Genomic DNA, 25,531 nt, shown 5'->3' with positions numbered 1-25,531 from the left:
CGTGCCCAGTCCATCGCCGCCTTGGCCCAGGGATACCGCCATGCAGTGGAAGGTGGAAATGGTGTAGAGAAACGCTGCCCATGGCAGTTGCATGTTCTCCTCCAACCGGCTCGAAGCATTGATGTCCACCATGAGGAAGGTTCCGCCGGACTTGAGGGCACGTTGAATGTTCATCAGGACCACAGCCGGGTGTGCTTGATCGTGGATAGCGTCGAAAGCTGTCACAAGGTGGAACGCCTCCACCACCTGAAGGCTGCTGACGTCCTGGAGTTCGAAGTGCACATTCGAAAGTCCCATTGCTGAGGCCTCGGCGCTGGCAGCCGTAAGTGCCTCTGCGGAAAAGTCATAGCCAGTAAAGGTGCTGGCTGGGTAAGCGGCACCCAACAGGTTGACGGCATGGCCCTCCCCGCATCCGATGTCCGCGACAGAGATACCGCGGCTCAGCGCTTCCACGCGTCCTGTCAGGGGAAGGATGGTCTCCACGAGTGAGGCATCGTTCACTGCTGCGCTTTCAGAGGCCATGATGTGGTGGAAACGCGGGTAGTCCCCGTAATGTGTTCCGCCGCCCGTGCGGAACGCCTGGACGATCTTCGGTGCCACCTCGCCCATCAGGGGCACATACTGCAAGGTCCGAGCAAAATTACCAGTACCTGGGCCGGTGAGAACCGGGATGAATTCAGGACGCAGGACATACGATCCATCGCCCGGCTGGTAGTCCACGAATCCAGCCGACGTCATGCCTCCCAGCCATTCCCTGACGTAACGCTCATTGAGGCCGGAGGCATCGGCGATGAGGCTGGCAGGAGCCGCCGGAAGGTCGGACAACGTCTCCAGGAGGCCCGTCTGGTGGCCGGCAACCACCAAGAGGGCAATCGAAGAATCGTTCAGGATGCCGATCAAACGGCCCGTGGCTTGTTCAACGGCTTCTGCCGTTGGGGATGCTGCGTTTTGCCCGGACTGGGTGCTGTTCATTGCTGGTCCTTGATGATGGGGGCCGGACTTTCCGGCCGGTGGTCCATACCCCCAAGGTAGGCTCGCCAAGCGCCACGCCGCGTCCTGAAAAATGTGTAAGTTTTGCCCTGCTCTGTGGATAAAAACATGCAGGGCATCAAGCCTCGAGGTGTTCTGCAATCCCCTGATGACGAGCCCAAGCGGCCGCGCCGGTCCGGGAGGTGACACCAATCTTGGTAAAGATGTTTGCCAGATGACGGCTGGCTGTCTTTTCCGAGATCGTGAGAGCTTCGGCTATTTGCCTGTTGCTGCAGCCTGACAATACACAGCCCAGAACTTCCCGCTCCCTGGGGGTCAGCCCATCGCTCACGCGTTCAGCTGCTGGCGGGAGTATCGGGGCTGCGCCAAGCTGTGCCCGGATGGCACTGGCGGTGGCGCGCTCGGCCAGGGCGGGGCCCGTATCGCCAAGCGCTGCCCGGACGGATGACAACCGCTCATGCACTCGAGACAGCTCGTAGCGTAGATGCTGGGACCGGTAGCCCTGGGCTGCAGCGTCAAACTCAGGGAGAGATTCACCCCAGCGACCCTGGGCCATCAGCAGGGCGCCCCTTGCGTGATGCGCCCATGCAAGCAAACCCACTGTTCCGAAGTAAGCAGCTGTTCCTTCCAGCTCGCCGCAGTACACCTCGGCACTGTCGGCGTCCCGGGGCGCGAGCAGTTCCACAAGCGGCAGGAGCAGCCAGGCCCGTCCAAGGCGCCCCCGGTCTGCCAGCGCTGCACGGAGGGCTGTCACTGCTTCCTGGTTCATTCCGGCATCAGCCAACAGCAGGGCCGAACCCGGCTGGGCATCAACGCCCAGGCCACGTGCTGCGGCATAGGACGCCGCAGCGCCGGGCCGGTTTCCTTGTCGTCGTCGAATATCCCCCAATTCACAGAAGCAGTCCGCTGCGATCCAGGCATGGGCATTCTTCAGGCGCTCGCCGAGAACCGCCAGTTCCTCCGAGGCCACCTTCCAGCCACCTTCGGCACTGATCAACTGCAGTTCGTGGACCCGAACGATGTCCGAATACATGAAGGACGTTGATAATCCGGCGCACCAGGCCGCCAGGGCATCCGTCCAAGCCCTCATGCGCGAGTAGTCGGCCAACTCGTAGCAGAGATGGATGACGGAGCAGTAAATATCCCCGCCCCACTCCGCTGATACGTCTCCAGCCATCACCGGAAGCAAGGCTTGATCGAGGTCCTCGAAGCCGCGCGCCGCCTGGCCTCGTCTGACGGCGGCGAGACCGGACAACACCAGTGCGAAGCTCCCCAGCTCCGGTGCCTTGTGCCGCCTGTTCATGGCTGTCAGTTCGAGCGAGGTAGCGAAGGCAGAGCCGGCGTCACCTTCGAGGTATATTGCGTCGTTGCCCTCCAGATACAGCAAATATCCGTGCTCCGGAGACTCGGGAAGCGTGTCCAGCAGCCGTCGCGCCCGGTTCAGCCACGCCGAGGAAACGGCCAGGTTACCCCGGACACCCCACTGCAGGGACAACATCAGGGCGGACTTGGCAGCGGCGTGGGGCTGTTCATCCGCTACCAGGCCCTGGAAGGCTTCCTCGGCCAGTGCCATGGATCCCTGGACGTCGCCGAGCCACCACTTGCAGCGTGAAAGGATCTCCAGGTCTGCCAGGCCCAGCGGGGACACTTCACGGGAGTCTTCCAACCTCCCGCGCGCAGCCTCCCAATCTCCGCGGGCAAAGGCCTCGCGCGCTTCCACCAGTTGGTGAGGCGTTGGAGACTGTGGGTGTGCGGGCAGCGGCTGAGTTGACATGGTTCTCCAAGTGTCGCCACCAGCTTACTGCCGGCTCACAGGGAACGGGAGATGCCTAGCTGCGGTTCCAGCCGTACTCGTTTTCGGGGCGGCCCGGGGTGCCGTACCGGGGCGCCCTGGTGACGGTTCCGGCGTCGGCGAGGTATTCCAGATACCTCCGCGCAGTGACACGGGACATGCCAAGCGCGTCCATGACCTCGCTCGCTGAGACCGCGTCCTGACGTTCCCGCATCAGCTCCTTGACAGCTTCCAAGGTGGACCCTGAAAGGCCTTTGGGCAGTGGCAGTTCCGTCGGAGCGCGGAGGCTGGCAAAGGCTTGGTCAACGTCGCTTTGGGAGGCTCCTGCTTTGGAGACACCGGACATCGAGCCCGCCAATTGTTCGCGGAAGGTCCTGTAGCTCCTGAGCTTGTCGGCGAAGGTGGCATACGTGAAGGGCTTGATCAGGTACTGCACCACGCCGATGGACACGGCGCTGCGAACGATGTTCAGTTCCCGGACGGCCGTGATGGCGATGATGTCGGCGAAGACTCCCGCGGAACGCATCCGGCGGGCGACGTCCAAGCCATGAAGATCCGGCAGGTTCATGTCCAGCAGGACAAGGTCCACAGGCGTACCGGAAGCGGCAAATTCACCCAGGATGCGCAAAGCCGACTGCCCGTCCGGCGCCGTCCCCACCAGGGTGAACCCCTCCAAGCGGCCAACGTAGACGGAGTGGGCGTCCGAGGCTATGGGCTCGTCCTCCACCACCAGGACACGGATGTCTGTCATGCCTTCCCTTCCTTGGGAACCGGCGCGGGCAGCACTACATGGAATTGTGCTCCGCCGGGATTGCTGATGGTCATCGTACCGTTGAGCCGATCCACGGACTGGCGCACTAAGGCAAGGCCAACGCCGCGGCCGTGGGAGCCGCGTGGATTCCGGTCCGGAGACTTCGTGCTGAATCCGTACTGGAGGACATCATCTATGGACTCCGGATTGATGCCGCTCCCTGAGTCGGTAACAGTGAATTCGACGGCGGCAGGCCCGGCTTCCACGTCCAGCTGGACCTTCCGCGGGAAGTCACCCGCGGCCGCAGCATCGATCGCGTTGTCCAGCAGGTTCCCGAGGATGGTCACGAGGTCCTGGATCTCCAGGCCGCGAACACCGGAGCTTCCCGACGTCCGGACTTCCAGCTCCACCCCGCGTTCGTGGGCTTCCGCGGCTTTGCCCATCACCAAGGCGCTCATGACCGGCTCGTCCACGGACGCCACCATGTCATCGGTCAACTGCTGGCTTAGTTCAAGGTCCTTTGTAGCGAAGTCCAAGGCCTGTGGCGTCCTGCCGAGCTCCAGGAGGGACACGATCATGTGCAGCCGGTTTGCGTGTTCATGGGTTTGGGCGCGCAAAGCATCGGAGAGGGTCTTCATGGTTTGGAGTTCCGTACCCAGGGACTCGATCTCGGTGCGGTCGCGAATGGTGGCCACTGTCCCGTAGACGGCAGGTTTCTGCCGGCTGCGCTCAGGCAGGGGCCCCACGGCGGGTGCCTGGTTCACTACAAGGATCCGGGAACCGGTCAGGTGGATCTCGTCGTGCGCCGGCCTGCCGGATTCGAACAGGGCCCGCAGGCTGCCATCGAAGGGCAGGTCAGTAAGTTTCGGGGCATCATCGGGAGATCGATCGGCATCGGAAGGCTCCAGGCCCAGCAATTCGGCGGCTTGATCGTTGTACATGACGGCCTTGCCATGGTTGTCGATCAGGATCACACCCTCACGGACTGAGTGCAGGACAGATTCGTAGTACGCGAAGAGCTGAGCCAGCTGTTCCGGTCCCCAGCCCCGTGTCACTGACCTCAGATACCGTCCCAGGAGCCAGGAAGCTACCGACCCAAAGCCCAGCACCACCAGTGCAATGCCGCCGATCACGCCGAGGCGCTCGGCCACATCGGTGTCCACGGTCCGAACGGTGACCCCGGCTGCCACCAAGGCCTTGACGGTCCCGTCGGCCGCTTTGACGGGCGCGATGGTGCGTACGGATGGACCCAAAGTCCCGGCAGTAACCTCGGTGAAGGTCTCGCCCCGCAGCGCAGGATCGATGGTTCCGATGTAAGGCTTGCCAAGCTCCTCAGCCCTTGGGTGCGTCCAACGCGTCCTGTCCGGAGCCATGATGGTGATGAAATCGGCGTCGGCATCATCCATCACGTCAAGGGCGTAGGGCTGGAGGATTGCGGTGGGAGCTGCGGTGGAGGCCGCTTCCAGAACCAGCGGATTGTCGGCAATGGAGGTTGCCACGGCCAGCATCCGGCCCCCGGCATTGTCGTAAGCCCTGTCCCGGGCTTCCACCACGGAAAAGGCCCCGAAGACCGCCGTCAGCGCGATGACGAACAGCAGATTCGCTACGAACAAGCGGCGGGCGATGCTCCAGCTGTGAAACACGTGGACCTCCATGACCAATATGACCGCAACGGTGATGTGTGTCACCAACGGCTCAATGATGGATATCACACAAGGGCAGCGGATTGGACATCAGTGCAGGACCGCAGCGCCTTACACAGTATCCAAAGGAGAATCCCATGACCTCTCAACGAGGAGAGTCGGCAGTAGCTGCCAAAGCTGGACGCAAGGGGCTCGACAAGTCGCATTACCTGTACATCGCGGTCATCCTGGCCGTAGTACTCGGCGCCGTGGTCGGCCTGGTGTTCCCCGAGGTTGGCAAGTCACTGAAGCCGCTCGGTGATGGCTTCATCAAGCTCATCAAAATGATGATCGCCCCGGTTATTTTCTGCACCATCGTCCTGGGCATCGGTTCCATCGCCAAGGCAGCCACCGTCGGCAAGGTGGGCGGCCTCGCCTTGGGCTACTTCGTCGCCATGTCGACGTTCGCCTTGGCCATCGGCCTTGTGGTGGGCAACCTGATCCACCCGGGTGAAGGGCTCAAGCTGACCCCGTACGATCCCACCAAGAAGGCCGATACCAACAGCACCGTCGACTTCCTGCTGGGAATCATCCCCGGTGACATTCCGGTCCTGCCCACCCTGCTTGCCGCGATCCTGGTCGGGTTCGCCCTGCAGAAGATGGGCAAGCAGGGAGCGCCCATCCTGACCGCGATCGGTCACGGTCAGCGCCTCGTTTTCCGCATTCTCATCATGATCATGTGGCTGGCTCCCATCGGCGCTTTCGGTGCCATCGCCGCCGTCGTTGGTGCTACCGGTGCCCAGGCGATCCTCAGCATGTTCACCCTGATGCTTGCCTTCTACGTCACATGTGCACTGTTCATCGTGGTCATCCTCGGAACCCTGCTTCGGGCAGTGGCCGGCGTCAATATCTTCAAGCTCATGAAGTACCTGGCCCGCGAGTACCTCCTGATCTTCTCCACCTCGTCCTCCGAAGCAGCGCTGCCCCGCCTGATCGCCAAGATGGAGCACCTGGGTGTCTCCAAGCCGGTGGTTGGCGTGACCGTTCCCACGGGCTACTCCTTCAACCTTGACGGAACAGCGATCTACCTGACCATGGCTTCACTCTTCGTCGCCAACGCCATGGGTACCCCGTTGGACCTGGGCGCACAGATCTCCCTGCTCGTCTTCATGATCATCGCTTCCAAGGGCGCTGCCGGCGTCACGGGTGCCGGACTGGCAACCCTTGCTGCCGGACTCCAGGCGCACAAGCCCGAGCTTCTTGGCGGGGTAGGCATGATTGTGGGAATCGACCGTTTCATGTCAGAGGCCCGGGCCCTGACCAACTTCACCGGCAACGCAGTGGCGACCGTCCTGATCGGTACCTGGGTGAAGGAAATCGACAATGGCCAGGTAGAGCGTGTCCTCTCCGGCAGTGAGCCTTTCGATGAGCAGACCATGATCGCCCACGGCGGTGAAGAAGAGGCCGCTCCGGAAGCCGAATCCCGCGAGAAAGCCACCGTCTAACCGCAGCAGGAAAATAAGCAGAGCGTCACTATCGAAGGCCGGTACCTCCCCAGGTGCCGGCCTTCGGTGTGTGCCTTGCGGCAGGTGCAGGAAAAGTAAACCTTCGACCTCAGCTAGAGGGTCAAGGCTCACGGAGGGGACAAAGTCAAGTTCCCCGAATAACCGTGTCGGGCGCTGTAGCCTAGGTGGGTAGTAGCGCTGTAGCTGGGGGCCAGCGGCAGGGAAGATCGTCGTCGAAAGAGTGGTTAGATACGTGAGCATCGAACGGGGAACAGCTACGCTGGGAGGCACCGAGCTCGATCTGGAAGACGCCATCATGGGGCCAACAGGCCGACCCCACCGCGAATTTCCAGAACCTGCTCCACTTGCTTCCCACGGCCCGGCGAGAGTCATCGCCATGGTCAACCAAAAGGGTGGCGTGGGTAAAACCACCTCCACCATCAATCTCGCAGCGGCGCTCGCAGAATATGGACGGCGTGTCCTGCTGGTGGACTTCGATCCCCAGGGTGCGCTCTCCGCGGGCCTCGGCGCCAACCCGCATGAGCTGGACCTTACGGTGTACAACGTGCTGATGGACCGTAAGGTCAACATTCGCGATGCCATCCAGCAGACCGGCGTCGACGGCGTTGACCTTCTTCCCGCCAACATCGATCTCTCCGCGGCGGAAGTCCAACTCGTCAATGAGGTGGCCCGCGAGCAGGTCCTGGACCGTGCTCTCAAGAGCGTCGAGGACGACTACGACGTCGTCTTGATCGACTGCCAGCCGTCCTTGGGGCTGCTGACCGTCAACGCCTTGACGGCCGCCCATGGCGTCATCATTCCGCTGATCTGTGAGTTCTTCGCCTTGCGTGCAGTTGCTCTCCTGGTGGAGACCATTGAGAAAGTCCAGGACCGGCTCAACCCGCGCCTGCAGGTGGACGGCGTCCTGGCCACGATGTACGACGCCCGCACCCTGCACAGCCGCGAAGTAATTTCACGCCTCGTGGAAGCCTTCGGCGACAAAGTCTTCGAGACAGTCATCAAGCGCTCCATCAAGTTCGCGGATGCAACCGTGGCCGCGGAGCCCATCACCAGCTATGCGGGCAACCACATCGGTGCCGACGCCTACCGCCGGCTTGCCAAGGAACTGATCTCGCGCGGCGGCGCGCCCTAACAGACAGTGGGACCTTCACTCGCTCCGGCTTCGGAAGCGGACGTTCCTGCCACAGGCGAAGCGCCCGACGCCGGCACCTCCGAAGCCCGCAAGCCCGGCTTTGAGGTGCGGCTGGCCAACTTCACCGGCCCCTTCGACCTCCTGCTGGGCCTGATTTCCAAGCACAAAATGGACATCACCGAGGTGGCTTTGGCCACCGTCACCGATGAATTCATCAAGTACATCCGCCGGCTCCAGGAGCTGGGGGAGGACTGGGCGCTGGATGAAGCCAGCGAGTTCCTGGTCATTGCGGCAACGCTCCTGGATCTCAAGGCCGCCCGCCTCCTGCCTGCCGGTGAAGTGGAGGACGCCGAGGACATTGCGCTCCTTGAAGCCAGGGACCTGCTGTTCGCCCGCCTCCTGCAGTACAAGGCATTCAAGCAGATCGCCGGGATTCTGGGTGAGACCTTGGAAGAGGAGGCCCGCCGATACCCGCGTCAGGTGGCTTTGGAAGGGCACTTCGCCGCACTGCTGCCTGAACTCGTGTGGCGGCATACCCCGGAGCAGTTCGCGGAGCTTGCCGCCACAGCGCTCAAACCCAAGGATGCAGCCCCCGCCGAGGTGGGTTTGGGTCACCTGCATGCTCCGCCGGTCAGCGTCAAGGAGCAGGCCGAGATCATGGGCTACCGCTTGAAGCTGGGCGCACCGTTGTCCTTCCGTACGTTGATAGCCGATGCCGAGACCACGCTGGTGGTGGTGGCCCGTTTCCTGGCCCTGTTGGAAATGTTCCGGGACCGCGTGGTGGCCTTCGAACAACCCGAACCCTTGGCGGAGCTGACAGTCCGTTGGACGGGCGACGACGCCGAATGGGACAGTTCCAGCCTGAGCGAAGAGTATGAAGCCGGCATGGAGCCGAACAATGGGGAGAGCAGCAATGAATGAGCAGGAAACGGCCCAGGAAGGCCTGGCCCGGTTGGAAGGGATGCCCGGCGGCGCGCGGGCAGCCTTGGAGGCAGTGCTCATGGTCATTGACGAACCTGCAACGGCAGAGGAACTGGCCGCAGGACTTAGCGTGACAGTCGCCGTCGTCGAGGATTTGCTGCATGACCTGCAGCGGGAGTATAGCGGCTATACTGTTAAAGCCCCGGACGTGGATGCTGTCGGCTTTGCCGATGCCAGCACTGCACCCCGGGGTTTTGAATTGCGGAATGTCGCCGGAGGGTGGCGCATCTATTCACGCTCGGATTTTGCCGAGATCGTGGGAAGGTTCGTCCTCGAAGGACAGACCACCAGGCTCACTCAAGCAGCGCTTGAAACCTTGGCGGTCATTGCCTACCGGCAACCGGTCTCACGGGCCCGGGTTTCTGCCATTCGCGGCGTCAACGTCGATTCTGTGGTCCGGACCCTCACCCAACGGGGTTTGATCGAGGACTCCGGAAACGATCCCGAATCGGGGGCTGTTCTCTACAGGACAACCTCGTACTTCCTGGAACGGATGGGCATCGGCTCAGTGGCAGAACTGCCGCAGCTTTCGCCACATCTTCCGGGCTTGGAAGGGATTGACGAGTACTACGACGCCAGCCGGATGTAGCCGCAGGCCAAGGCCGGCAGAGCAAGAAAACTCCATATGGATTCACGGCACCTTCAAAGGTGCACAGCGACAAGGGGCAGACGATGTCTGCCCGGCTGGCTAGTGTTGATTGCAGCACGGAAAGCCGGCCATTACTACACAAGGACGGGTCATGACACAGGCGGGACGCCAGAGTTCACCACGTAACGGTTCGGGGCGCAACAGCTCCGGACGCAATGAGGCCAAGGGCGGCGGCACAGGCCGCTCCAACGCCGGCGGCTTCTCCGGCCGCGGCGGCAGCGCCGGTGCCGGAAAGCGCAACTTCACCCAGGGCGAGGGCCGCCCCTTCAAGGCTTCGAAGCCGCGCGAAGCGGCACCCTTCGATCCCGACAACCCCACAACGGCGGGCGACTACGATCGCGGCCAGGCCGCCAGGCCTGCAAAACCCTTCCGTAAGCCAGGCTCCAACAAGCCCGGCTTCGGCAAAGCGCCCGGGACTCCCGGTGCACTGAAGCCCAAGGCCAAACCGGCCAGGCAGTACGGCTCCAAGGCGTTCGGCAGCGAACGCTTCGGCCAGAACCTGGGACCGATCCGCAAGCCGGGACGCAACCGCGGACCACGCCAGGAAGTGCCGCAGTCGGACCTCCACGATGTTGACGGTGTACGCCTGCAGAAGGTCATGGCCCAAGCCGGCGTGGCTTCGCGTCGCGTGTGCGAGGAAATGATCCTCGAGGGACGCGTCGAGGTTGACGGCGTGGTGACCACCGAGCTTGGCATGCGCGTGGACCCCACCTCGGCCGTGATCCACGTTGACGGCATCAGGATCCAGCTGGACGAAACCCTCGTCTACATGGTCTTCAACAAGCCCAAGGGCGTAGTCTCCACCATGGAAGACCCCGAAGGCCGTCCGTGCATCAGCGACTTCCTCAAGAACAACAAAAACAAGGGCGAACGCCTGTTCCACGTCGGCCGCCTCGATGTCGCCACTGAGGGATTGCTGCTGCTGACGAACGACGGCGAACTCGCCAACCGCTTGACGCACCCTTCCTATGAGGTACCCAAGACGTACCTCGTCCAGGTGCGCGGCCCGTTCCCGCAAGGTGTTGGCGCGAAGCTGAAGAACGGCGTTGAGCTCGAGGACGGCGTTGCTGCAGTGGACTCCTTCCGTTTGGTGGACTCCACCCCGGGCCACGTCCTCATTGAGGTTGTGCTCCACTCAGGCAAGAACCGCATTGTGCGCCGTATGTTCGATGCCGTCGGTTTCCCGGTTGAACGCCTTGTCCGTGTCAAGGTTGGTCCCATCGGCCTGGGTGACCAGCGCCAGGGCAGCATCCGCAACCTCGGCAGGCAGGAAGTCGGACACCTCCTGGCATCTGTGGGGCTCTAGGGCATGTCGGCATTCGGTACGCACGGCCGGGGCCATCTTGATGGCCCGGTCGTCGTTCTCGGGACAGGCTTGCTGGGGGCCAGTATCGGCCTCGGCCTGCGTGGACGCGGAGTCCCCGTTTTCCTTTCCGATCCTTCGCCCACCAATCAGGCGGTGGCCGTGGATATCGGAGCGGGACGTCCTCTTCCGGAACTGCAGGAGGAACCCCGGCTGGTAGTTGTCGCGGCCCCGCCGGACGTGACAGCCGACGTCGTGCAGAAGGCCCTGGCGGACTACCCGTCTGCCGTCGTGGTTGATATCGCGAGCGTCAAAGCGTCCATCCAGGCGCAGCTGCGCGAGCGGGGAGTGGACCTGGGCCGCTATGTGGGAACGCACCCTATGGCCGGCCGCGAGAAATCGGGTCCGGTTGCTGCCCGGGGTGAGCTTTTCACCTCCATGCCGTGGGTACTCTGCCCCTCCGAAGAAACCTCGGATGCCGCACTTCAGGCTGCACGTTCGCTGGCCGTGGACCTTGGGGGAATTGTTTCCCAGTTCACCGCGGACGAGCATGATGAAGCCGTGGCACTGGTGTCTCATTTGCCGCAGATCATGTCCTCGCTCCTGGCGAGCCGTCTGCAGGGTACGCCACTGCATGCCCTCTCCTTGGCGGGCAACGGACTCCGGGACACCACCCGCATCGCAGCCAGCGATCCCACCTTGTGGGTGCAGATCCTGGGAGGCAACGCGGAGAAAGTGGTTTCCATCCTGCATGGTGTCCGCGAGGACCTGAACCGCTTGATCGGAACGCTGGAAGAACCCTTGGCGCCCGGCGCCCGGCTGGATCTTGCCCAGCTGATCAGTGAAGGCAATGCGGGGCAGGCCAGGATCCCGGGTAAGCACGGCGGACCTCCGCAGGCGTACTCGTGGCTCACCATCCTGGTGGACGACCAACCGGGCCAGATCGCCCACCTCCTCACGGAGATCGGCGAAATCGGCGTGAACGTCGAAGACCTCAGGCTTGACCATTCGTCGGGGCAAAACGTGGGCATGGTTGAGCTCTCCGTGCTTCCGAGCAAGCATGACCTCCTTGTTGAAGCTTTGACTGACCGTGGATGGCGGGTACTGCAGTAATGACGCGTGAATTTTTTGGTCCGGAGACCGTTGCCCGCCCGGGCAAGCCGTTGGTAATTGCGATCGACGGCCCTTCGGGGTCCGGCAAGTCCAGTGTCAGCAAGGAAGTTGCCCGGCGCTTGAAGCTGGCGTACCTGGATACGGGTGCGATGTACCGGGCCCTGACCTGGTACTGCCTCAAGACGGGAGTTGACCTGCAGGACGGCGCAGCAGTGGAGCAGGCTTCCAAAGCCATGCCTTTGGAAATCAGCACCAGCACCGGAACGGAGTATGTGGCCGTGGATGGTACCGACGTCACGGATGAAATCCGGGATCCTTTGATCTCATCCTCCGTCAGTGCTGTAGCTACGACCCTCGGTGCGCGCACCGAGCTCATCCGCCGCCAACGCGAGCTGATCGATCAGCACCACCACCGCATGGTGGTCGAAGGTCGTGACATCACCACCGTCGTCGTCCCCAATGCCGAGGTCCGCATGCTGTTGACCGCCAGTGAGGAAGCGCGGCTTCGACGCCGGGGCATCCAGTTGGGTGGGACGCAGAGCAAAGAGCAGCTGGCGGCCCAGGTTACTCAGCGCGACGCCAAGGACTCCACGGTGGTGAACTTCACCCAGGCCGCAGATGGGGTGGTGACGCTCGATTCCTCAGACCTGAATTTCGAGGAAACAGTAGAGACCGCCCTGGCGATCGTCAGCAAGGTGATCTATGGCGACTAAGGACAACGGACACGGGCTCCCGGCTTCGTGGACCAAAGTGTGGAGCCGGCCCATTGGTTGGTTCATCAACCACCTCGTCTACCGGACTGTGGTGTCAGGCAAGAGCAACGTTCCCGCCGCCGGACCGGTGATTTTCGCTGCGAACCACATCAGCTTCCTGGACGGGCCGGTCCTGTTCGGCGCTTCCCCGCGCCCTATGCACATCCTCGTCAAGAAGGAGATGTTCCGGGGCTTCCTTGGCTCTGTCCTGCGCGGGTCCGGTCAAATTCCGGTGGACCGCACAGGGGACCGCGCCGCCCTGCATCTGGGCAAGCAACTGCTCGACGACGGCCGTTGCGTCGGGATTCTTCCTGAAGGCACGCGGGGGAGCGGTTCAGCCGGGAGCATCAGCAACGGGGTTGCCTGGCTTGCCATCAACTCCGGAGCAACAGTCATACCGGTCGCCATCCTCGGAACCCGCCAAGGCGACGAGCACCGCGACCATATTCCCAAACCACGCCGCAAGCTCCACGTGAGCTTCGGCGAACCCATAACGGTGAAGCGCCGGAAGGGCGAACCGGGGCGTGTTTCAATGGACAGGGCGGCTGCGGAAATCCGTGAAGCCCTGGCCGATCACGTCCAGGATGCCATCCGGGCCACAGGCCAGGGTCTTCCCCAGGATCCTGCGCCCGGAGAATCCACTCCGCAGCACCGCCAGACAGCAGTAGCCGGGACGCCGGCAGACCACCCCTAAGGAAAGTGCAATGAGCGATACGACTCAAAAATCCGGCCTCCACGGAGCCGGCGACGACGAATACACGCCCACCGGCACCGACCAGGTGGCTGAAAACCTGGCTGCCCTGGACGATGACGAGGCCGAGCTCCGCGCGGCCACCCTCCGGGCCGGCCTGGATGATTATGAACTCGACGACGAAGACGCCGCGCTTCTCAGCGGTGAATACGGAGACGAGGGCGACGAAGGTCCCCTGAAGCTGGACCCGGTGCTGGCCATCATCGGCCGCCCCAACGTGGGCAAGTCCACGTTGGTCAACCGCATCCTTGGTCGCCGTGAAGCCGTTGTGGAAGACACTCCCGGTGTTACCCGCGACCGCGTCATGTACTCGGCCCGCTGGAACGGCCGCAACTTCACCCTGGTTGACACCGGGGGATGGGAGCACGACGCCAAGGGCATCCATGCCCGCGTCGCCGAGCAGGCTGAGATGGCCGTTGAGCTCGCTGACGCCGTTCTCTTCGTGGTGGACTCCGCCGTTGGAGCCACGGCCACGGACGAGGGCGTCATGAAGATGCTCCGTAAGAGCAAGAAGCCGGTCATCATGGTGGCCAACAAAGTGGACGACTTTGCCCAGGAAGCTGACTCCGCAACCCTGTGGGGTTTGGGCTTCGGTGAACCGTACCCGGTTTCGGCACTGCATGGCCGTGGCGTTGCCGACCTCCTGGACCACGTCATGGATACCCTTCCCGAGTACTCCCTGGTGGAAGGCGTCGAACGCTCCGGCGGTCCGCGGCGTATCGCTTTGATCGGCCGCCCGAACGTTGGCAAGTCCTCGCTGCTGAACAAGCTTGCCGGCTCTGAGCGCGTTGTAGTGGATCCGCTGGCAGGCACCACGCGTGACCCCGTTGACGAATTCATCGAACTTGGCGACCGTACCTGGCGTTTCGTGGACACCGCCGGTATCCGCCGCCGCCAGCACATGGCCCAAGGCGCCGACTTCTACGCTTCCCTGCGGACGCAGGCAGCGCTCGAGAAGGCGGAGGTCGCCGTCGTGCTTCTTGCTGTGGACGAAGTCCTCAGCGAGCAGGATGTCCGCATCCTGCAGCTGGCCATCGAATCCGGCCGTGCGCTGGTCCTCGCCTTCAACAAATGGGACCTGCTGGACGATGAACGCCGCCGGTACCTCGAACGTGAAATCGAGCAGGACCTGGCGCACGTTGAATGGGCGCCCCGGGTCAACATCTCAGCCAAGACCGGCTGGCACAAGGACCGCCTGGTTCCTGCGCTGGACATCGCCTTGGAGAGCTGGGACCGCCGCATCCCCACGGGACGCCTCAACGCGTTCCTGGGCGAGCTGGTTGCAGCGCACCCGCACCCGGTCCGTGGTGGCAAGCAGCCGCGCATTCTCTTCGGCACGCAGGCTTCCAGCCGGCCGCCGAAGTTCGTGCTCTTCACCACCGGGTTCCTGGATCCCGGATACCGCCGCTTCATCACGCGTCGCCTTCGCGAAACGTTCGGCTTCGAGGGTACGCCCATCGAGGTCAACATGCGCGTTCGCGAAAAGCGTGGCAAGAAGCGCTAAGTGAGACGCGCATCACAGCCCACTTTGGCTGTGATGGCGTCTCCGACCTCCAACTTCGTGTAAGCTTTTGGAGGTGGTTCGGCCGGACTGCTTAGGTGGGACTCTTCGGAGAAGAACTTAGGCGGAGAACGGTGGAACCAGCGGGCTGTAGCGCAGCTTGGTAGCGCACTTGACTGGGGGTCAAGGGGTCGCAGGTTCAAATCCTGTCAGCCCGACAACGAAGGACCGGAATCACGCGGAGGCGCGGGATTCCGGTCCTTTCTTGTTTCCGGCCTCATTCGTTTCACCCGGCGTTCCTGTCGGGTGAAACGAAGGGTTGGCGGGGTGGTGCTAAACCTTCTGCAGCGCGCCGAGGGCTCGCACAAGTGGCTCCAACTCCGGCACGGACTCTGCGGCCTCAAGGGCGGAGGCGAGCGTTTCGTCATGCACGGGCTTGGCGTCTTCAAGAAGCTTCTGGCCGGCCACCGTCAGTTCGGTGTAAATGCCGCGACGGTCATCGGCGCACAGGATGCGGTTGAGCAGGCCGCGGTCCTCGAGGCGGTTGACCAGGCGGGTGGTGGCGCTACTGGACAGGGCGGTGGCGCGGGCAAGTTGCTGCATGCGCATGTGCCAGCCATCCTGGCGGCTGAGGGCATCCAGCACCGTGTACTCCACCACCGAGAGGTCACTGGATGACTGGAGTGCCTTCTCCAGCTCGGCCTCGATGCTCCCGTGCAGGGCGGCAAGGGTACGCCAACCCTGTGCCCGTACTTCTACGGCGTCATCCTTGATGCCCATGTCTGCTGTGCTCCTGCCTTGATGTCGTGTAAATCGAGATGCCGAAAACTAGTTGCTTGCGCAAGTACATAGCGTGTGCAACTATATATAGAGCGTCTGCAACTATTATTCTACGGTTCCCGGCGACGCACTTCCACCTCACCGCGGAACCGATCATTTGAAGGAGCTCCACATGCCCGCAGGGTTGATTGCCCTTGCCCTCGGCGGATTCGGCATCGGACAGACCGAATTCGTGATCATGGGCCTCTTGCCCGAAGTTGCTGCCGACTTTCAGGTCAGCGAGGCTTCTGCCGGGTGGTTCATCTCCGGCTATGCCCTCAGCGTCACCGTCGGTGCCCTCCTGGTCACCGCCGCCGTCACCAGGCTGCCCCGCAAGCCGGTCCTCATGGGCCTCCTCGTGCTGTTCATTGCGGGGAACCTCATGTCCGCCATCGCCGACAGCTACACGGCCATGCTCCTGGGTCGCATTGTCGCGGCGCTCTGCCACGGTGCCTTCTTCGGAATAGGATCGGTGGTTGCTGCCAGCCTGGTTCCGGCCCACAAGAAGGCCGGAGCGATCGCCATCATGTTCACCGGCCTCACTGCCGCCAACGTACTGGGCGTTCCCTTCGGCACGCTCCTGGGCCAGAGCTTCGGGTGGCGCTCGACTTTCTGGGCGATCACTGTCATCGGTGTTATTGCGCTGGCCGGCATTGCGCTGATGGTTCCCAAGGCCTCCACGGAGCCCACCAAGGGCCTTCGCAGTGAACTCGGTGCCTTCAAGTCCGGCCAGGTATGGCTGTCCATCACCGTGACAGTCCTCGGTTTCGGTGGCATGTTCGGTGCTTTCACGTACATTGCCTTCACGCTGACGGAAGTCTCCGGCTTCGACTCCGGCGCCGTGCCCTGGCTCCTGGTGCTCTTTGGCGGCGGACTTTTCGTCGGAAACTTCCTGGGTGGCAAGGCAGCCGACAAGGCCCTTGACGCATCACTCATTGTCATTCTCGCCGGGCTGGTGGCGGTGCTGGTCTTCTTTGCACTCACCGCGTCCAACAGCATTGCCACGCTGGTCTCGCTTGCGCTCATGGGAGGGTTCGGCTTCGCCACGGTTCCCGGGCTCCAGATGCGTGTCATGCACTTCGCCTCCACGGCGCCTACGCTGGCATCCGGGGCAAACATCGGCGCCTTCAACCTGGGTAACGCGCTCGGAGCGTGGCTCGGCGGCGTGACCATCACCGCCGGCCTCGGCTACACCTCGCCCATCTGGGCGGGCGCCGGAATTACTGTCGCTGCGTTGCTGGTCATGGTGTTTGCCGCTGCGGCCGCCAAGCGCGGGGGAGTTGAGGCACCTGCTGAAGCGCCCGACGTCGAACGCGAACCACGCGGGGCCACCGTCGCCTGAGGATTGCCCAAAGCAAAAAGAAGCCCGCCGCGGAATGTTCCGTGGCGGGCTTCACGCGTTTAGGAGCCTAAGCGCCCGGCACGGGGCCCTGCGTTTCCGATGCTGTGGTTTGCGCGGCCTTGACGCGCTGGTTCTCCGCCTGCTTCAACGCTTTCATCTGCTTGCCCCGCCTGCGCCACAAGGCCCAAAGAACCGTGACCGTGATGAAGACGACCACCGCTGCAACAGCGGAAATGGCGGTCCAGGTTGTGAAGAAGCCTGCGTCAACACTCAAAGTCCGCTGCCCGGCGTGAGCTGATTCCGTGGTTCCAAAGGCAATGCCGGCCGTGAGCAGATTCGGGATGGCGAGGGCAACTGCCACCAGGAGGATGACGATCTTCCACGGCCAGGCCACCGCCTTCCGGGTGGCTTGCCAGGCAACAAGGAGGGGGATGAAAGTGAAGACAAAGCCATAGAACATGCCCACCAGGACACTGGCTCCAAGATCCCGCTTGATCTGCCCGGCAATGACATCGGACCACCAGCGGGGGAGAATGGCCCCCAGAATAAAGAAGGCGGCCACAGCGACAAGCAATGCCACCAGGATCAGGATTAATTTGGCGCCCCAATTGCGCTTTTTCCGAGCTGGTACTTGTGCTTGTTCAGTCATGGGTCAATCATGGCAGAGACCCCCTTGGGCACAGGGGAAATGTGCCTATACTTTCAGCGGCGGCCACCAGCACAGGCCGCCGTCGAGGTTCGTCATTGTCCCGATGAAAGGCCACCCGTGAGCAATATTCCAGAAGAACTTTCCTATACCGCGGAGCACGAATGGGTTACCGCTCCGGACGCCGATGGCGTGGTGCGGATTGGTATTACCGACTTTGCGCAGGACGCGCTGGGAGACGTTGTCTACGCCCAGATGCCCGAGCCCGGGACAAAGGTCACCGGCAACGAGGTGGTGGGGGAAGTTGAGTCCACCAAGAGCGTCAGTGACATTTATGCACCGGTGAGCGGTGAGGTCATTAATCGCAATGACGCGTTGGACACCGATCCTGCGCTGATTAACTCCGATCCCTACGGTGAAGGGTGGCTCATTGAGGTCAAACTCGCAGAAGCGGATGCAGTGGATTCCCTGCTCAGTGCATCAGAGTACGAACAACAGGTAGGCTAAAGTTATCTGGCCCGTCAGGCTGAATTTCCTGAGCGGGAAATGCGCGACGACGGGCCAGCAACCGATTTGCCCGGCGGTACCGGGATGCGGAAGTGGCTGGCAGGTTTTGGAACTGCCGGCAGATGAGGAGGAAATTCCATGGTTGGCGGCGAACAGAATCAAGCCAATGTCGGGAACGGCGCGGAGGAACAGCCCACGTCGGAGACCACCTCGATCAGCATCACGCCAACGTGGGACGAGCCCAGCATCGCACCCAAGTTGGCCCCTGAAGAGCGTGCATCCGTGGAAGCACTTCCGCCCAACTCGGCGTTGCTCATTGCGCACAGCGGGCCCAATGCCGGTGCGCGGTTCCTCTTGGATGCGGACACCACTACCGCGGGACGGCACCCGGACGCGGACATCTTCCTTGATGACGTCACGGTGTCCCGCAAGCACGTCCAGTTCCTTCGGACGGCCACCGGATTCGAACTGGTGGACATGGGCAGCCTCAACGGAACATACGTCAACCACGACCGCGTTGACCGTGTGCAGCTGAAGAGCGGCAATGAGGTACAAATCGGCAAGTTCCGGTTGACCTACTACATGAGCCCTGTCCGCGCAGCAGGCCAAGTCTGACGGGGTACCTGCCTTTGGCTATCGCCCAGCCTGACCGCCGTGGACCACAGGTCCTTAACATTGGGGAAGTCCTCGCCCAGCTGAGTGATGACTTCCCCGGAATGACTGCGTCCAAGATCCGTTTCCTGGAGGAAAAGGGGCTCATCAATCCCAAACGGACCGCTGCCGGTTACAGACAATATTCGGACAGTGACGTCGAACGGCTCCGTTTTGTGCTCGCACTGCAGCGGGATCAGTACCTTCCGCTGAAGGTCATCAAGGACTATCTGGATGCCATTGATCGCGGGGAGCGGCCGGAGAACCTGCCACCCGGCGTAACCGTTGCTCCCAAAGCGGTCTCGGCCGGGATGGCTGCCGAGGTGCAAGGGAGGGCTAGGGCACTGACCGAGGAGCAGTTGCGCTCCGAGTCCGGTGCCAGCGTGCCCTTGCTGGAATCCCTCCTGAGTTTCGGGCTGATCAGCCACGTCGGCGGACGTTTTGATGAACACGCGCTCCAAGTGGCGCGTGCTTGCGTTCAGTTGGAGGGACACGGACTGGAGCCGCGGCACCTTCGTCCTTTCCAAGCTGCTGCAGAACGCGAGTTTGGCCTGGTGGAACGGGCCGTGGCGCCGTTGACCTCGCGCCGCGACGCCGCATCCCAAGCCCGCGCAGCAGAAGCCGCCCGTGAGATCAGTGAACTCTGCCTTACCCTGCACAGGGCACTGGTCCATGACCGCATCTCCCGGATGGACAGCTGATGATTGAAGTCGAAATTGTTGGCGTCCGCATCGAACTGCCGTCCAACCAGCCGTTGGTGCTTCTTCGGGAGCTCAATGGCGAGCGGCACGTGCCCATCTGGATCGGCACCCCCGAAGCCAGCGCCATCGCTTTGGCCCAACAAGGCGTGGTACCGCCCCGCCCCATGACGCACGACCTCCTGGTGGACGTTGTTGAATCCCTGGGGCACACCATCATCAGCGTCAACATCGTGGCTGTTGAGGACAACATCTTTTACGGACAACTGCAGTTCGACGACGGCACCGTGGTCAGTTCGCGGGCTTCGGACGCGCTGGCGCTGGCCCTCCGCGCCAAATGCCGTATTTGGTGCGCCGACGCTGTCATGGAGGAAGCCGGCGTCCGGATTACCGAACACGATGAGGGCGAGGATTCCGAGCCCGATCCCAGCGTGGATGAAGAACGGGAAATGCGCCGTTTCCGTGAGTTCCTGGACGACGTGGAACCCGAAGACTTCGAAGGCTGAGAGACCCTAAGCCTAAAGTTGAGGGTGAAAGTTTCGACACGATGGGAAATTGGGGCCAAGGTCTTTGACCTCGGCCCCGGACGGGCCTAACGTCGAAGATATCAAGTTCCCGTTGCATACACTGCCCGCGCAAGTCACACTGGAAGGTGCGGACTTGTGGGAATTACACTGCTGCATTTCAGTGTTGTGTCAGGGTATGCACCGTCCCCAAGGGAACTGAGAACAAGGAGGTCACGTGAGTCCGAAAGGCGAAGCAGGCGAGCTGAAGCAGGCCTCGACCGGCATTGCTGCGCCCGCATCCGGCGCCCAAGGTTTGCTCTTCACAGAGGACCTTCCCGTGCTGGACGAGGACGCGGGCTACCGCGGCCCCACTGCATGCAAAGCCGCAGGTATCACGTACCGCCAACTCGATTACTGGGCTCGCACGGGCCTCGTGGAGCCGGCTGTGCGCGGCGCGGCCGGATCCGGGTCGCAGCGTCTCTATGGATTCCGCGACATCCTGGTTCTCAAAGTGGTCAAGAGGCTCCTTGATACTGGTGTCTCCCTCCAGCAGATCCGAACCGCAGTGGAGCACCTCCGCGAACGGGGCGTTGAGGACCTTGCACAGATAACGCTCATGAGCGATGGCGCCAGTGTCTATGAATGTACCTCGGCTGACGAAGTCATCGACCTCGTCCAGGGCGGACAGGGCGTCTTCGGCATCGCCGTTGGACGCGTATGGCGGGAAGTTGAGGGGAGCCTGGCCGCGCTTCCGAGCGAACATGCCGTGGAGCAGTCCTTTCCGGACGACGAACTAAGCAAGCGCCGGGTAGCCCGGCGCATCGGCTAAGCACCGCAGGATATTTAAGCGAAAAAGCCTCCTCCCTTGATGGGACGGGGCTTTTTTCGTGGTGAGGGATGCCTCAGGTGTGACGGTATTCAGCCCGGCTGTCCCAGGCCTCGCGCCTCAGTCAGCGCTGACGGCGGTCGCGCAGGGGAGGTTGTCCAGCCAGGAGACTCTGCAGGAGGGCGTCGAACAGTTTGGCGGAGTTCTTGGCTGAATCTCCCGGCCAATGGTGCACGGAATGGGCTGCACCTTGGATCTGCTGCCAGTTGGCCTGTTCGGGAATGTGTGGAGTCAGCAGCAGTTCACCGAACATGGACTCCATTTCAGCCAAACGGAACGTGTGCTCGGCGGACCCTGTCCTTACCCGATTGGCTACGATGCCCGCGGGAGCCAGATGGGGAGCGAACTCCTGCCGGAAGAGCTGGATGGCCCGCATGGTGCGTTCAGTACCGGCCACGGAAAACAGTCCGGGCTCAGCCACCAGCACCACACGGTCGCTGGCACTCCACGCCATGCGCGTCAACCCATTGAGGGACGGCGGACAGTCCACCAGGACCAGTTCATAGGCGGAGGTGCCGGCCAGTACCCCAGAAAGCCTCCGCAGGTCACGGCGGCCCAGATCGGGGCGGTCATAGATTCCGGTGAACGCCGAGCCCACTGCGACGTCAAGGGTTCCGTCGCTGGAGCCGTTGGATACCCAACTGCTGCCCGCCACGTTGTCTTGGAGCCGGGCCTTGCGGGGGCTTTTCAACATCCGGCCGATGTCGAGTTTCCCGCCGGGCTGAACACCCAGGGCCGTGGTTGCGTCGGCATGGGGATCGAGGTCCACCACCAGGGTGGGGATGCCGGCGGCAAGGGCCGCGGACGCCAGACCGGTGGTCACGGACGTCTTTCCCACTCCACCTTTGAGGCTGCTGATGCTGACTACTTGCACTTGAAAACCCAAAACCTAACGCCGGTTGCCGTATCGCGCTGATTCGGCTCCGGAAGCGCCGGAGCCGGGGCTTGCCGAAGCCCCCTCAACATCATATGGTGCATCGCCGCCGAATCCCGCTTTCTACGCGCCCGGGCAACGCGGGCAAAGCCGGGCATTAGCATGCAGCGGGATCGCGCGCACGCATATACAGCCCACATGACGAATCCATTGTGATGGTTGCCACAAAGATTTGTGTTTGATGCTGGCGGCACTACACACTGTGACCACCGACCGATCCACCCGCAATGATGCAGGAGAAGTATGTTTTCGAAAATTCTGGTGGCCAATCGCGGCGAAATCGCGATCAGGGCGTTTCGCGCTGGTTATGAACTGGGCGCCAAGACCGTAGCCGTCTTTCCGCACGAGGACCGCAACTCGATCCACCGGCAGAAGGCCGACGAAGCTTACCTGATCGGCGAGGTGGGCCATCCTGTCCGCGCCTACCTGGACGTGGAGGAGGTTGTCCGCGTTGCCAAGGAAGCCGGCGCTGACGCCATCTACCCCGGTTATGGCTTTCTCTCGGAGAACCCGGACCTTGCCCGCGCGGCTAAAGCCGCGGGAATCACCTTCGTGGGCCCGCCGGCGGAGGTGCTGGAACTCGCAGGCAATAAGGTTGCAGCTTTGGAAGCGGCCCGCAAGGCGGGCGTGCCCGTTTTGAAGTCGAGCAAGCCGTCCAAGGACCTTGACGAGCTCATCGCAGCAGCAGACGAGATCGGGTTCCCCATTTTCGCCAAGGCTGTTGCCGGTGGTGGTGGACGCGGAATGCGCCGTGTGGAGACTCGTGAAGCCCTCCCTGAGGCCTTGCAGTCCGCCATGCGCGAGGCAGACGCAGCGTTCGGGGATCCCACCATGTTCCTTGAGCAGGCTGTTTTGCGTCCCCGCCACATTGAAGTGCAGATCCTTGCCGACGCCGAGGGCAACGTCATGCACCTCTTCGAGCGTGACTGTTCCCTGCAGCGCCGCCACCAGAAGGTGGTGGAGATTGCCCCGGCGCCGAACCTGGATGAGAACATCCGCCAGGCGCTCTACCGTGATGCCGTCGCTTTCGCCAAAGCCCTGAATTACGTCAACGCGGGAACCGTCGAGTTCCTGGTGGACACCGAGGGTGAGCGCGCCGGCCAGCATGTGTTCATTGAAATGAACCCCCGGATCCAGGTGGAGCACACTGTCACCGAGGAAATCACGGACGTGGACCTGGTGCAGGCGCAGATGCGCATCGCTTCGGGGGAGACCCTGGCGGACCTTGGCCTGAGCCAGGAGACCGTCTCCATCAAGGGTGCCGCGCTGCAGTGCCGCATCACCACAGAAGACCCCGCCAACGGGTTCCGTCCGGACGTAGGAAAGATCACCGGCTACCGCTCTGCCGGCGGTGCCGGTGTGAGGCTCGACGGCGGTACCGTCTACTCGGGTGCCGAGATCAGCCCGCACTTTGACTCCATGCTGGTCAAGTTGACGTGCCGTGGCAGGGACTACCCGGCAGCAGTGGCCCGTGCCCGCCGCGGCTTGGCCGAGTTCCGTATCCGTGGCGTCTCTACCAACATTCCCTTCCTGCAGGCTGTTCTTGCTGATCCTGACTTCAACGCAGGCAACGTGGCCACGGACTTCATTGATAAGCGTCCGGAGCTGCTGAAATCGCATATTTCCGCCGACCGTGGCACCAAGCTGCTGACGTGGTTGGCCGAGGTGACAGTAAACAAGCCCAACGGTGAGCTCACGGTCCACTCGGACCCGGCCAGGAAGTTGCCGGTGATCGAGGGACCTGTTCCCACCTCAGGATCGCGGCAGAAGCTGATGGAACTGGGGCCTGAGGGCTTTGCCAAGGCACTTCGCGAGCAGCAGGCATTGGCCGTCACGGACACCACCTTCCGTGACGCCCACCAGTCGCTGCTGGCCACCCGCGTGCGCACCCGCGACCTTGTTGCGGCCGGACCGGCGGTGACTGCCCTGATGCCCGAACTCCTTTCAGTCGAAGCCTGGGGCGGTGCCACGTACGACGTCGCTTTGCGGTTCCTCGGCGAGGACCCTTGGGATCGTCTGGCGGCGCTCCGCCAGGCACTTCCGAACACCTGCCTCCAGATGCTCCTCCGCGGCCGCAACACTGTTGGCTACACGCCGTACCCTGAGGAAGTAACCGAGGCTTTCGTCAACGAAGCCGCAGCTACGGGCATCGACATCTTCCGTATATTCGACGCCCTCAACGACGTGAACCAGATGGCTCCTGCCATCCGGGCCGTGCGTGCCACTGGAACCGCTGTAGCAGAAGTGGCCCTGTGCTACACCGGTAACCTCCTTGATCCCAATGAGGACCTGTACACCCTCGATTACTACCTGAACCTCGCAGGGAAGATCGTCGACGCCGGTGCGCATATCCTCGCCATCAAGGACATGGCAGGCCTCCTGCGTCCTGCTGCCGCCACCAAGCTGGTAACGGCGCTGCGCGAGCGTTTTGACCTGCCGGTACATCTCCACACGCACGACACCGCCGGCGGGCAGCTTGCGACCCTTTTGGCCGCCGTCGAAGCAGGTGTGGACGCCGTTGACGTCGCAGCTGCATCGCTTGCCGGGACCACCAGCCAGCCTGCTGCTTCGGCTTTGGTGGCAGCGTTGGCCAACACCCCGCGTGACACCGGCCTCAGCCTTGCCAACGTCGGTGCCATGGAGCCTTACTGGGAAGCCGTCCGCCGCGTGTACGCCCCCTTCGAGTCCGGGTTGCCGGGCCCCACAGGTCGGGTCTACCAGCATGAAATTCCAGGCGGCCAACTCTCCAACCTTCGCCAGCAGGCCATCGCGCTGGGATTGGGGGAGCAGTTCGAAGCCATCGAAGATATGTACACCGCAGCCGACCGCATCCTGGGCCGGCTGGTCAAAGTGACGCCTTCTTCGAAGGTGGTGGGTGACCTTGCCCTGCACCTGGTTGGCTTGAACGCTGATCCTGCGGACTTCAACGAGAACCCGCAGAACTACGACATCCCCGATTCCGTCATCGGATTCCTTTCCGGCGAACTCGGTGATCCTCCCGGAGGCTGGCCCGAGCCCTTCCGCACCAAGGCCCTTCAGGGCCGCAGCGTCAAGGTCCGCGACGTTGATATCAGTGCCGAGGACAGTGCTGCGCTCAAGGGCGACTCCAAGACGCGCCAGCATACGCTGAACCGGTTGCTCTTCGCAGGTCCCACCAAGGACTACCTGAAGAGCGTGGAGACCTACGGAAACATCTCCGTGCTGGATACCCGTGACTACCTGTACGGTTTCCAGCAGGGCTCCGAGCATGTGATCGAGCTGGAAAAGGGCGTCCGCCTTATCGCCCAGCTTGAGGCTGTGTCCGAAGCCGATGAAAAGGGCATGCGCACGGTGATGTGTACGCTCAACGGCCAGTCCCGTCCGGTGGTTGTCCGCGACCGTTCAGTGGTCAGCAACGTCAAGGCCGCAGAGAAGGCCGATCCAGCCCAGCCCGGCCAGGTTGCGGCTCCGTTCGCCGGTGCTGTGACCGTTACGGTCAAGGCCGGCGATGTGGTCAACGCCGGAGATACCGTAGCCACCATTGAGGCCATGAAGATGGAGGCATCCATCACCACCCCGGTAGCAGGCACGGTCTCACGCCTGGCTATTTCCTCGGTGGAGCAGGTCCAGGGCGGCGATTTGCTGCTGGTGATCGGCTAGCAATCCGACCATAAAAGTACCCCGTCCGGAAGCTTCCGGA

The 25,531-nt window shown here is 62.7% G+C and carries 23 protein-coding genes and 1 tRNA gene; 17 read left to right on the top strand and 7 right to left on the bottom strand.

Annotated features, from left to right (window positions below):
• The 4 genes from HP499_RS00690 to HP499_RS00675 form a co-directional block, all read right to left on the bottom strand.
• Positions 1 to 972: class I SAM-dependent methyltransferase (locus tag HP499_RS00690; RefSeq protein ID WP_172322055.1), on the bottom strand; the 972-nt coding region annotated here is incomplete at its 3' end.
• A gap of 136 nt (positions 973 to 1,108) precedes the next feature.
• Positions 1,109 to 2,764: a helix-turn-helix transcriptional regulator gene (locus HP499_RS00685; RefSeq protein WP_172322054.1), complete on the bottom strand. Its 1,656-nt coding sequence runs from the start codon at positions 2,762 to 2,764 to the stop codon at positions 1,109 to 1,111.
• 55 nt (positions 2,765 to 2,819) lie between these two features.
• Entirely contained in the window at positions 2,820 to 3,533 is a 714-nt protein-coding gene (locus tag HP499_RS00680) for a response regulator (RefSeq protein ID WP_172322053.1), read from the bottom strand.
• Entirely contained in the window at positions 3,530 to 5,176 is a 1,647-nt protein-coding gene (locus HP499_RS00675) for a sensor histidine kinase (protein ID WP_172322058.1), read from the bottom strand. The genes HP499_RS00680 and HP499_RS00675 overlap by 4 nt, the downstream gene beginning before the upstream one ends.
• A gap of 137 nt (positions 5,177 to 5,313) precedes the next feature.
• On the opposite strand from HP499_RS00675, the gene HP499_RS00670 reads away from it, so the two are divergent.
• The 10 genes from HP499_RS00670 (at position 5,314) to HP499_RS00625 (ending at position 15,081) form a co-directional block, all read left to right on the top strand.
• A complete protein-coding gene (locus HP499_RS00670) occupies positions 5,314 to 6,660 on the top strand; it encodes a cation:dicarboxylate symporter family transporter (RefSeq protein ID WP_172322052.1) in 1,347 nt (448 codons plus the stop codon).
• A 253-nt stretch (positions 6,661 to 6,913) separates the two neighbouring features.
• On the top strand, positions 6,914 to 7,813 hold the full coding sequence (locus HP499_RS00665; protein ID WP_172322051.1) for a ParA family protein: 900 nt from the start codon (positions 6,914 to 6,916) through the stop codon (positions 7,811 to 7,813).
• Between the two features lie 6 nt (positions 7,814 to 7,819).
• Positions 7,820 to 8,734 carry a ScpA family protein gene (locus HP499_RS00660; RefSeq protein ID WP_172322050.1) on the top strand — a complete coding sequence of 305 codons (915 nt, stop codon included), beginning with the start codon at positions 7,820 to 7,822 and terminating at the stop codon, positions 8,732 to 8,734.
• Complete coding sequence (locus HP499_RS00655; RefSeq protein ID WP_172322049.1) at positions 8,727 to 9,383, top strand: SMC-Scp complex subunit ScpB; 657 nt, start codon at positions 8,727 to 8,729, stop codon at positions 9,381 to 9,383. Before HP499_RS00660 ends, HP499_RS00655 begins: the two co-directional genes overlap by 8 nt.
• 151 nt (positions 9,384 to 9,534) lie before the next feature.
• Positions 9,535 to 10,749: a pseudouridine synthase gene (locus tag HP499_RS00650; RefSeq protein ID WP_172322048.1), complete on the top strand. Its 1,215-nt coding sequence runs from the start codon at positions 9,535 to 9,537 to the stop codon at positions 10,747 to 10,749.
• A gap of 3 nt (positions 10,750 to 10,752) precedes the next feature.
• Entirely contained in the window at positions 10,753 to 11,859 is a 1,107-nt protein-coding gene (locus HP499_RS00645) for a prephenate dehydrogenase (protein WP_172322047.1), read from the top strand.
• Positions 11,859 to 12,572: a (d)CMP kinase gene (gene cmk, locus HP499_RS00640; RefSeq protein ID WP_172322046.1), complete on the top strand. Its 714-nt coding sequence runs from the start codon at positions 11,859 to 11,861 to the stop codon at positions 12,570 to 12,572. The genes HP499_RS00645 and cmk overlap by 1 nt, the downstream gene beginning before the upstream one ends.
• Positions 12,562 to 13,305: a 1-acyl-sn-glycerol-3-phosphate acyltransferase gene (locus tag HP499_RS00635; RefSeq protein ID WP_216659605.1), complete on the top strand. Its 744-nt coding sequence runs from the start codon at positions 12,562 to 12,564 to the stop codon at positions 13,303 to 13,305. Before cmk ends, HP499_RS00635 begins: the two co-directional genes overlap by 11 nt.
• A gap of 10 nt (positions 13,306 to 13,315) precedes the next feature.
• The gene (der, locus tag HP499_RS00630; protein ID WP_172322045.1) at positions 13,316 to 14,866 is read left to right on the top strand and encodes a ribosome biogenesis GTPase Der; all 1,551 of its coding nucleotides are present in this window, start codon (positions 13,316 to 13,318) and stop codon (positions 14,864 to 14,866) included.
• Positions 14,867 to 15,007: 141 nt separating this feature from the next.
• A tRNA-Pro gene (locus HP499_RS00625) sits at positions 15,008 to 15,081 on the top strand.
• A 115-nt stretch (positions 15,082 to 15,196) separates the two neighbouring features.
• Here the strand turns inward: HP499_RS00625 and HP499_RS00620 are convergent.
• A complete protein-coding gene (locus HP499_RS00620) occupies positions 15,197 to 15,643 on the bottom strand; it encodes a MarR family winged helix-turn-helix transcriptional regulator (RefSeq protein WP_172322044.1) in 447 nt (148 codons plus the stop codon).
• A 172-nt stretch (positions 15,644 to 15,815) separates the two neighbouring features.
• Here HP499_RS00620 and HP499_RS00615 point away from each other — a divergent pair, with 172 nt between their 5' ends.
• Positions 15,816 to 17,024 (top strand): MFS transporter, encoded by a 1,209-nt coding sequence (locus tag HP499_RS00615; RefSeq protein ID WP_172322043.1) that lies wholly within the window; start codon positions 15,816 to 15,818, stop codon positions 17,022 to 17,024.
• Positions 17,025 to 17,091: 67 nt separating this feature from the next.
• Here the strand turns inward: HP499_RS00615 and HP499_RS00610 are convergent, their stop codons facing one another.
• Positions 17,092 to 17,673, bottom strand: coding sequence for a hypothetical protein (locus HP499_RS00610; RefSeq protein WP_172322042.1), 582 nt, complete (start codon positions 17,671 to 17,673; stop codon positions 17,092 to 17,094).
• A 117-nt stretch (positions 17,674 to 17,790) separates the two neighbouring features.
• On the opposite strand from HP499_RS00610, the gene gcvH reads away from it, so the two are divergent.
• The 5 genes from gcvH (at position 17,791) to HP499_RS00585 (ending at position 20,861) form a co-directional block, all read left to right on the top strand.
• Positions 17,791 to 18,177: a glycine cleavage system protein GcvH gene (gene gcvH / locus HP499_RS00605; RefSeq protein ID WP_172322041.1), complete on the top strand. Its 387-nt coding sequence runs from the start codon at positions 17,791 to 17,793 to the stop codon at positions 18,175 to 18,177.
• Positions 18,178 to 18,315: 138 nt separating this feature from the next.
• The gene (locus HP499_RS00600; protein ID WP_026542480.1) at positions 18,316 to 18,792 is read left to right on the top strand and encodes an FHA domain-containing protein; all 477 of its coding nucleotides are present in this window, start codon (positions 18,316 to 18,318) and stop codon (positions 18,790 to 18,792) included.
• Positions 18,793 to 18,812: 20 nt separating this feature from the next.
• Positions 18,813 to 19,529, top strand: coding sequence for a MerR family transcriptional regulator (locus HP499_RS00595; protein WP_172322056.1), 717 nt, complete (start codon positions 18,813 to 18,815; stop codon positions 19,527 to 19,529).
• A complete protein-coding gene (locus HP499_RS00590; protein WP_172322040.1) occupies positions 19,529 to 20,032 on the top strand; it encodes a bifunctional nuclease family protein in 504 nt (167 codons plus the stop codon). The genes HP499_RS00595 and HP499_RS00590 overlap by 1 nt, the downstream gene beginning before the upstream one ends.
• Positions 20,033 to 20,267: 235 nt before the next feature.
• A complete protein-coding gene (locus HP499_RS00585) occupies positions 20,268 to 20,861 on the top strand; it encodes a MerR family transcriptional regulator (protein WP_026542483.1) in 594 nt (197 codons plus the stop codon).
• Positions 20,862 to 20,982: 121 nt separating this feature from the next.
• Here the strand turns inward: HP499_RS00585 and HP499_RS00580 are convergent, their stop codons facing one another.
• The gene (locus HP499_RS00580) at positions 20,983 to 21,792 is read right to left on the bottom strand and encodes a ParA family protein (RefSeq protein WP_172322039.1); all 810 of its coding nucleotides are present in this window, start codon (positions 21,790 to 21,792) and stop codon (positions 20,983 to 20,985) included.
• A gap of 303 nt (positions 21,793 to 22,095) precedes the next feature.
• On the opposite strand from HP499_RS00580, the gene HP499_RS00575 reads away from it, so the two are divergent.
• Positions 22,096 to 25,491 carry a pyruvate carboxylase gene (locus HP499_RS00575; protein ID WP_172322038.1) on the top strand — a complete coding sequence of 1,132 codons (3,396 nt, stop codon included), beginning with the start codon at positions 22,096 to 22,098 and terminating at the stop codon, positions 25,489 to 25,491.
• The last annotated feature ends 40 nt before the right edge of the window (positions 25,492 to 25,531 follow it).

Source organism: Paenarthrobacter sp. CM16 (assembly GCF_013179505.1).
Taxonomy (GTDB): domain Bacteria; phylum Actinomycetota; class Actinomycetes; order Actinomycetales; family Micrococcaceae; genus Arthrobacter.
This window is presented reverse-complemented; position numbering and strand designations above follow the sequence as displayed.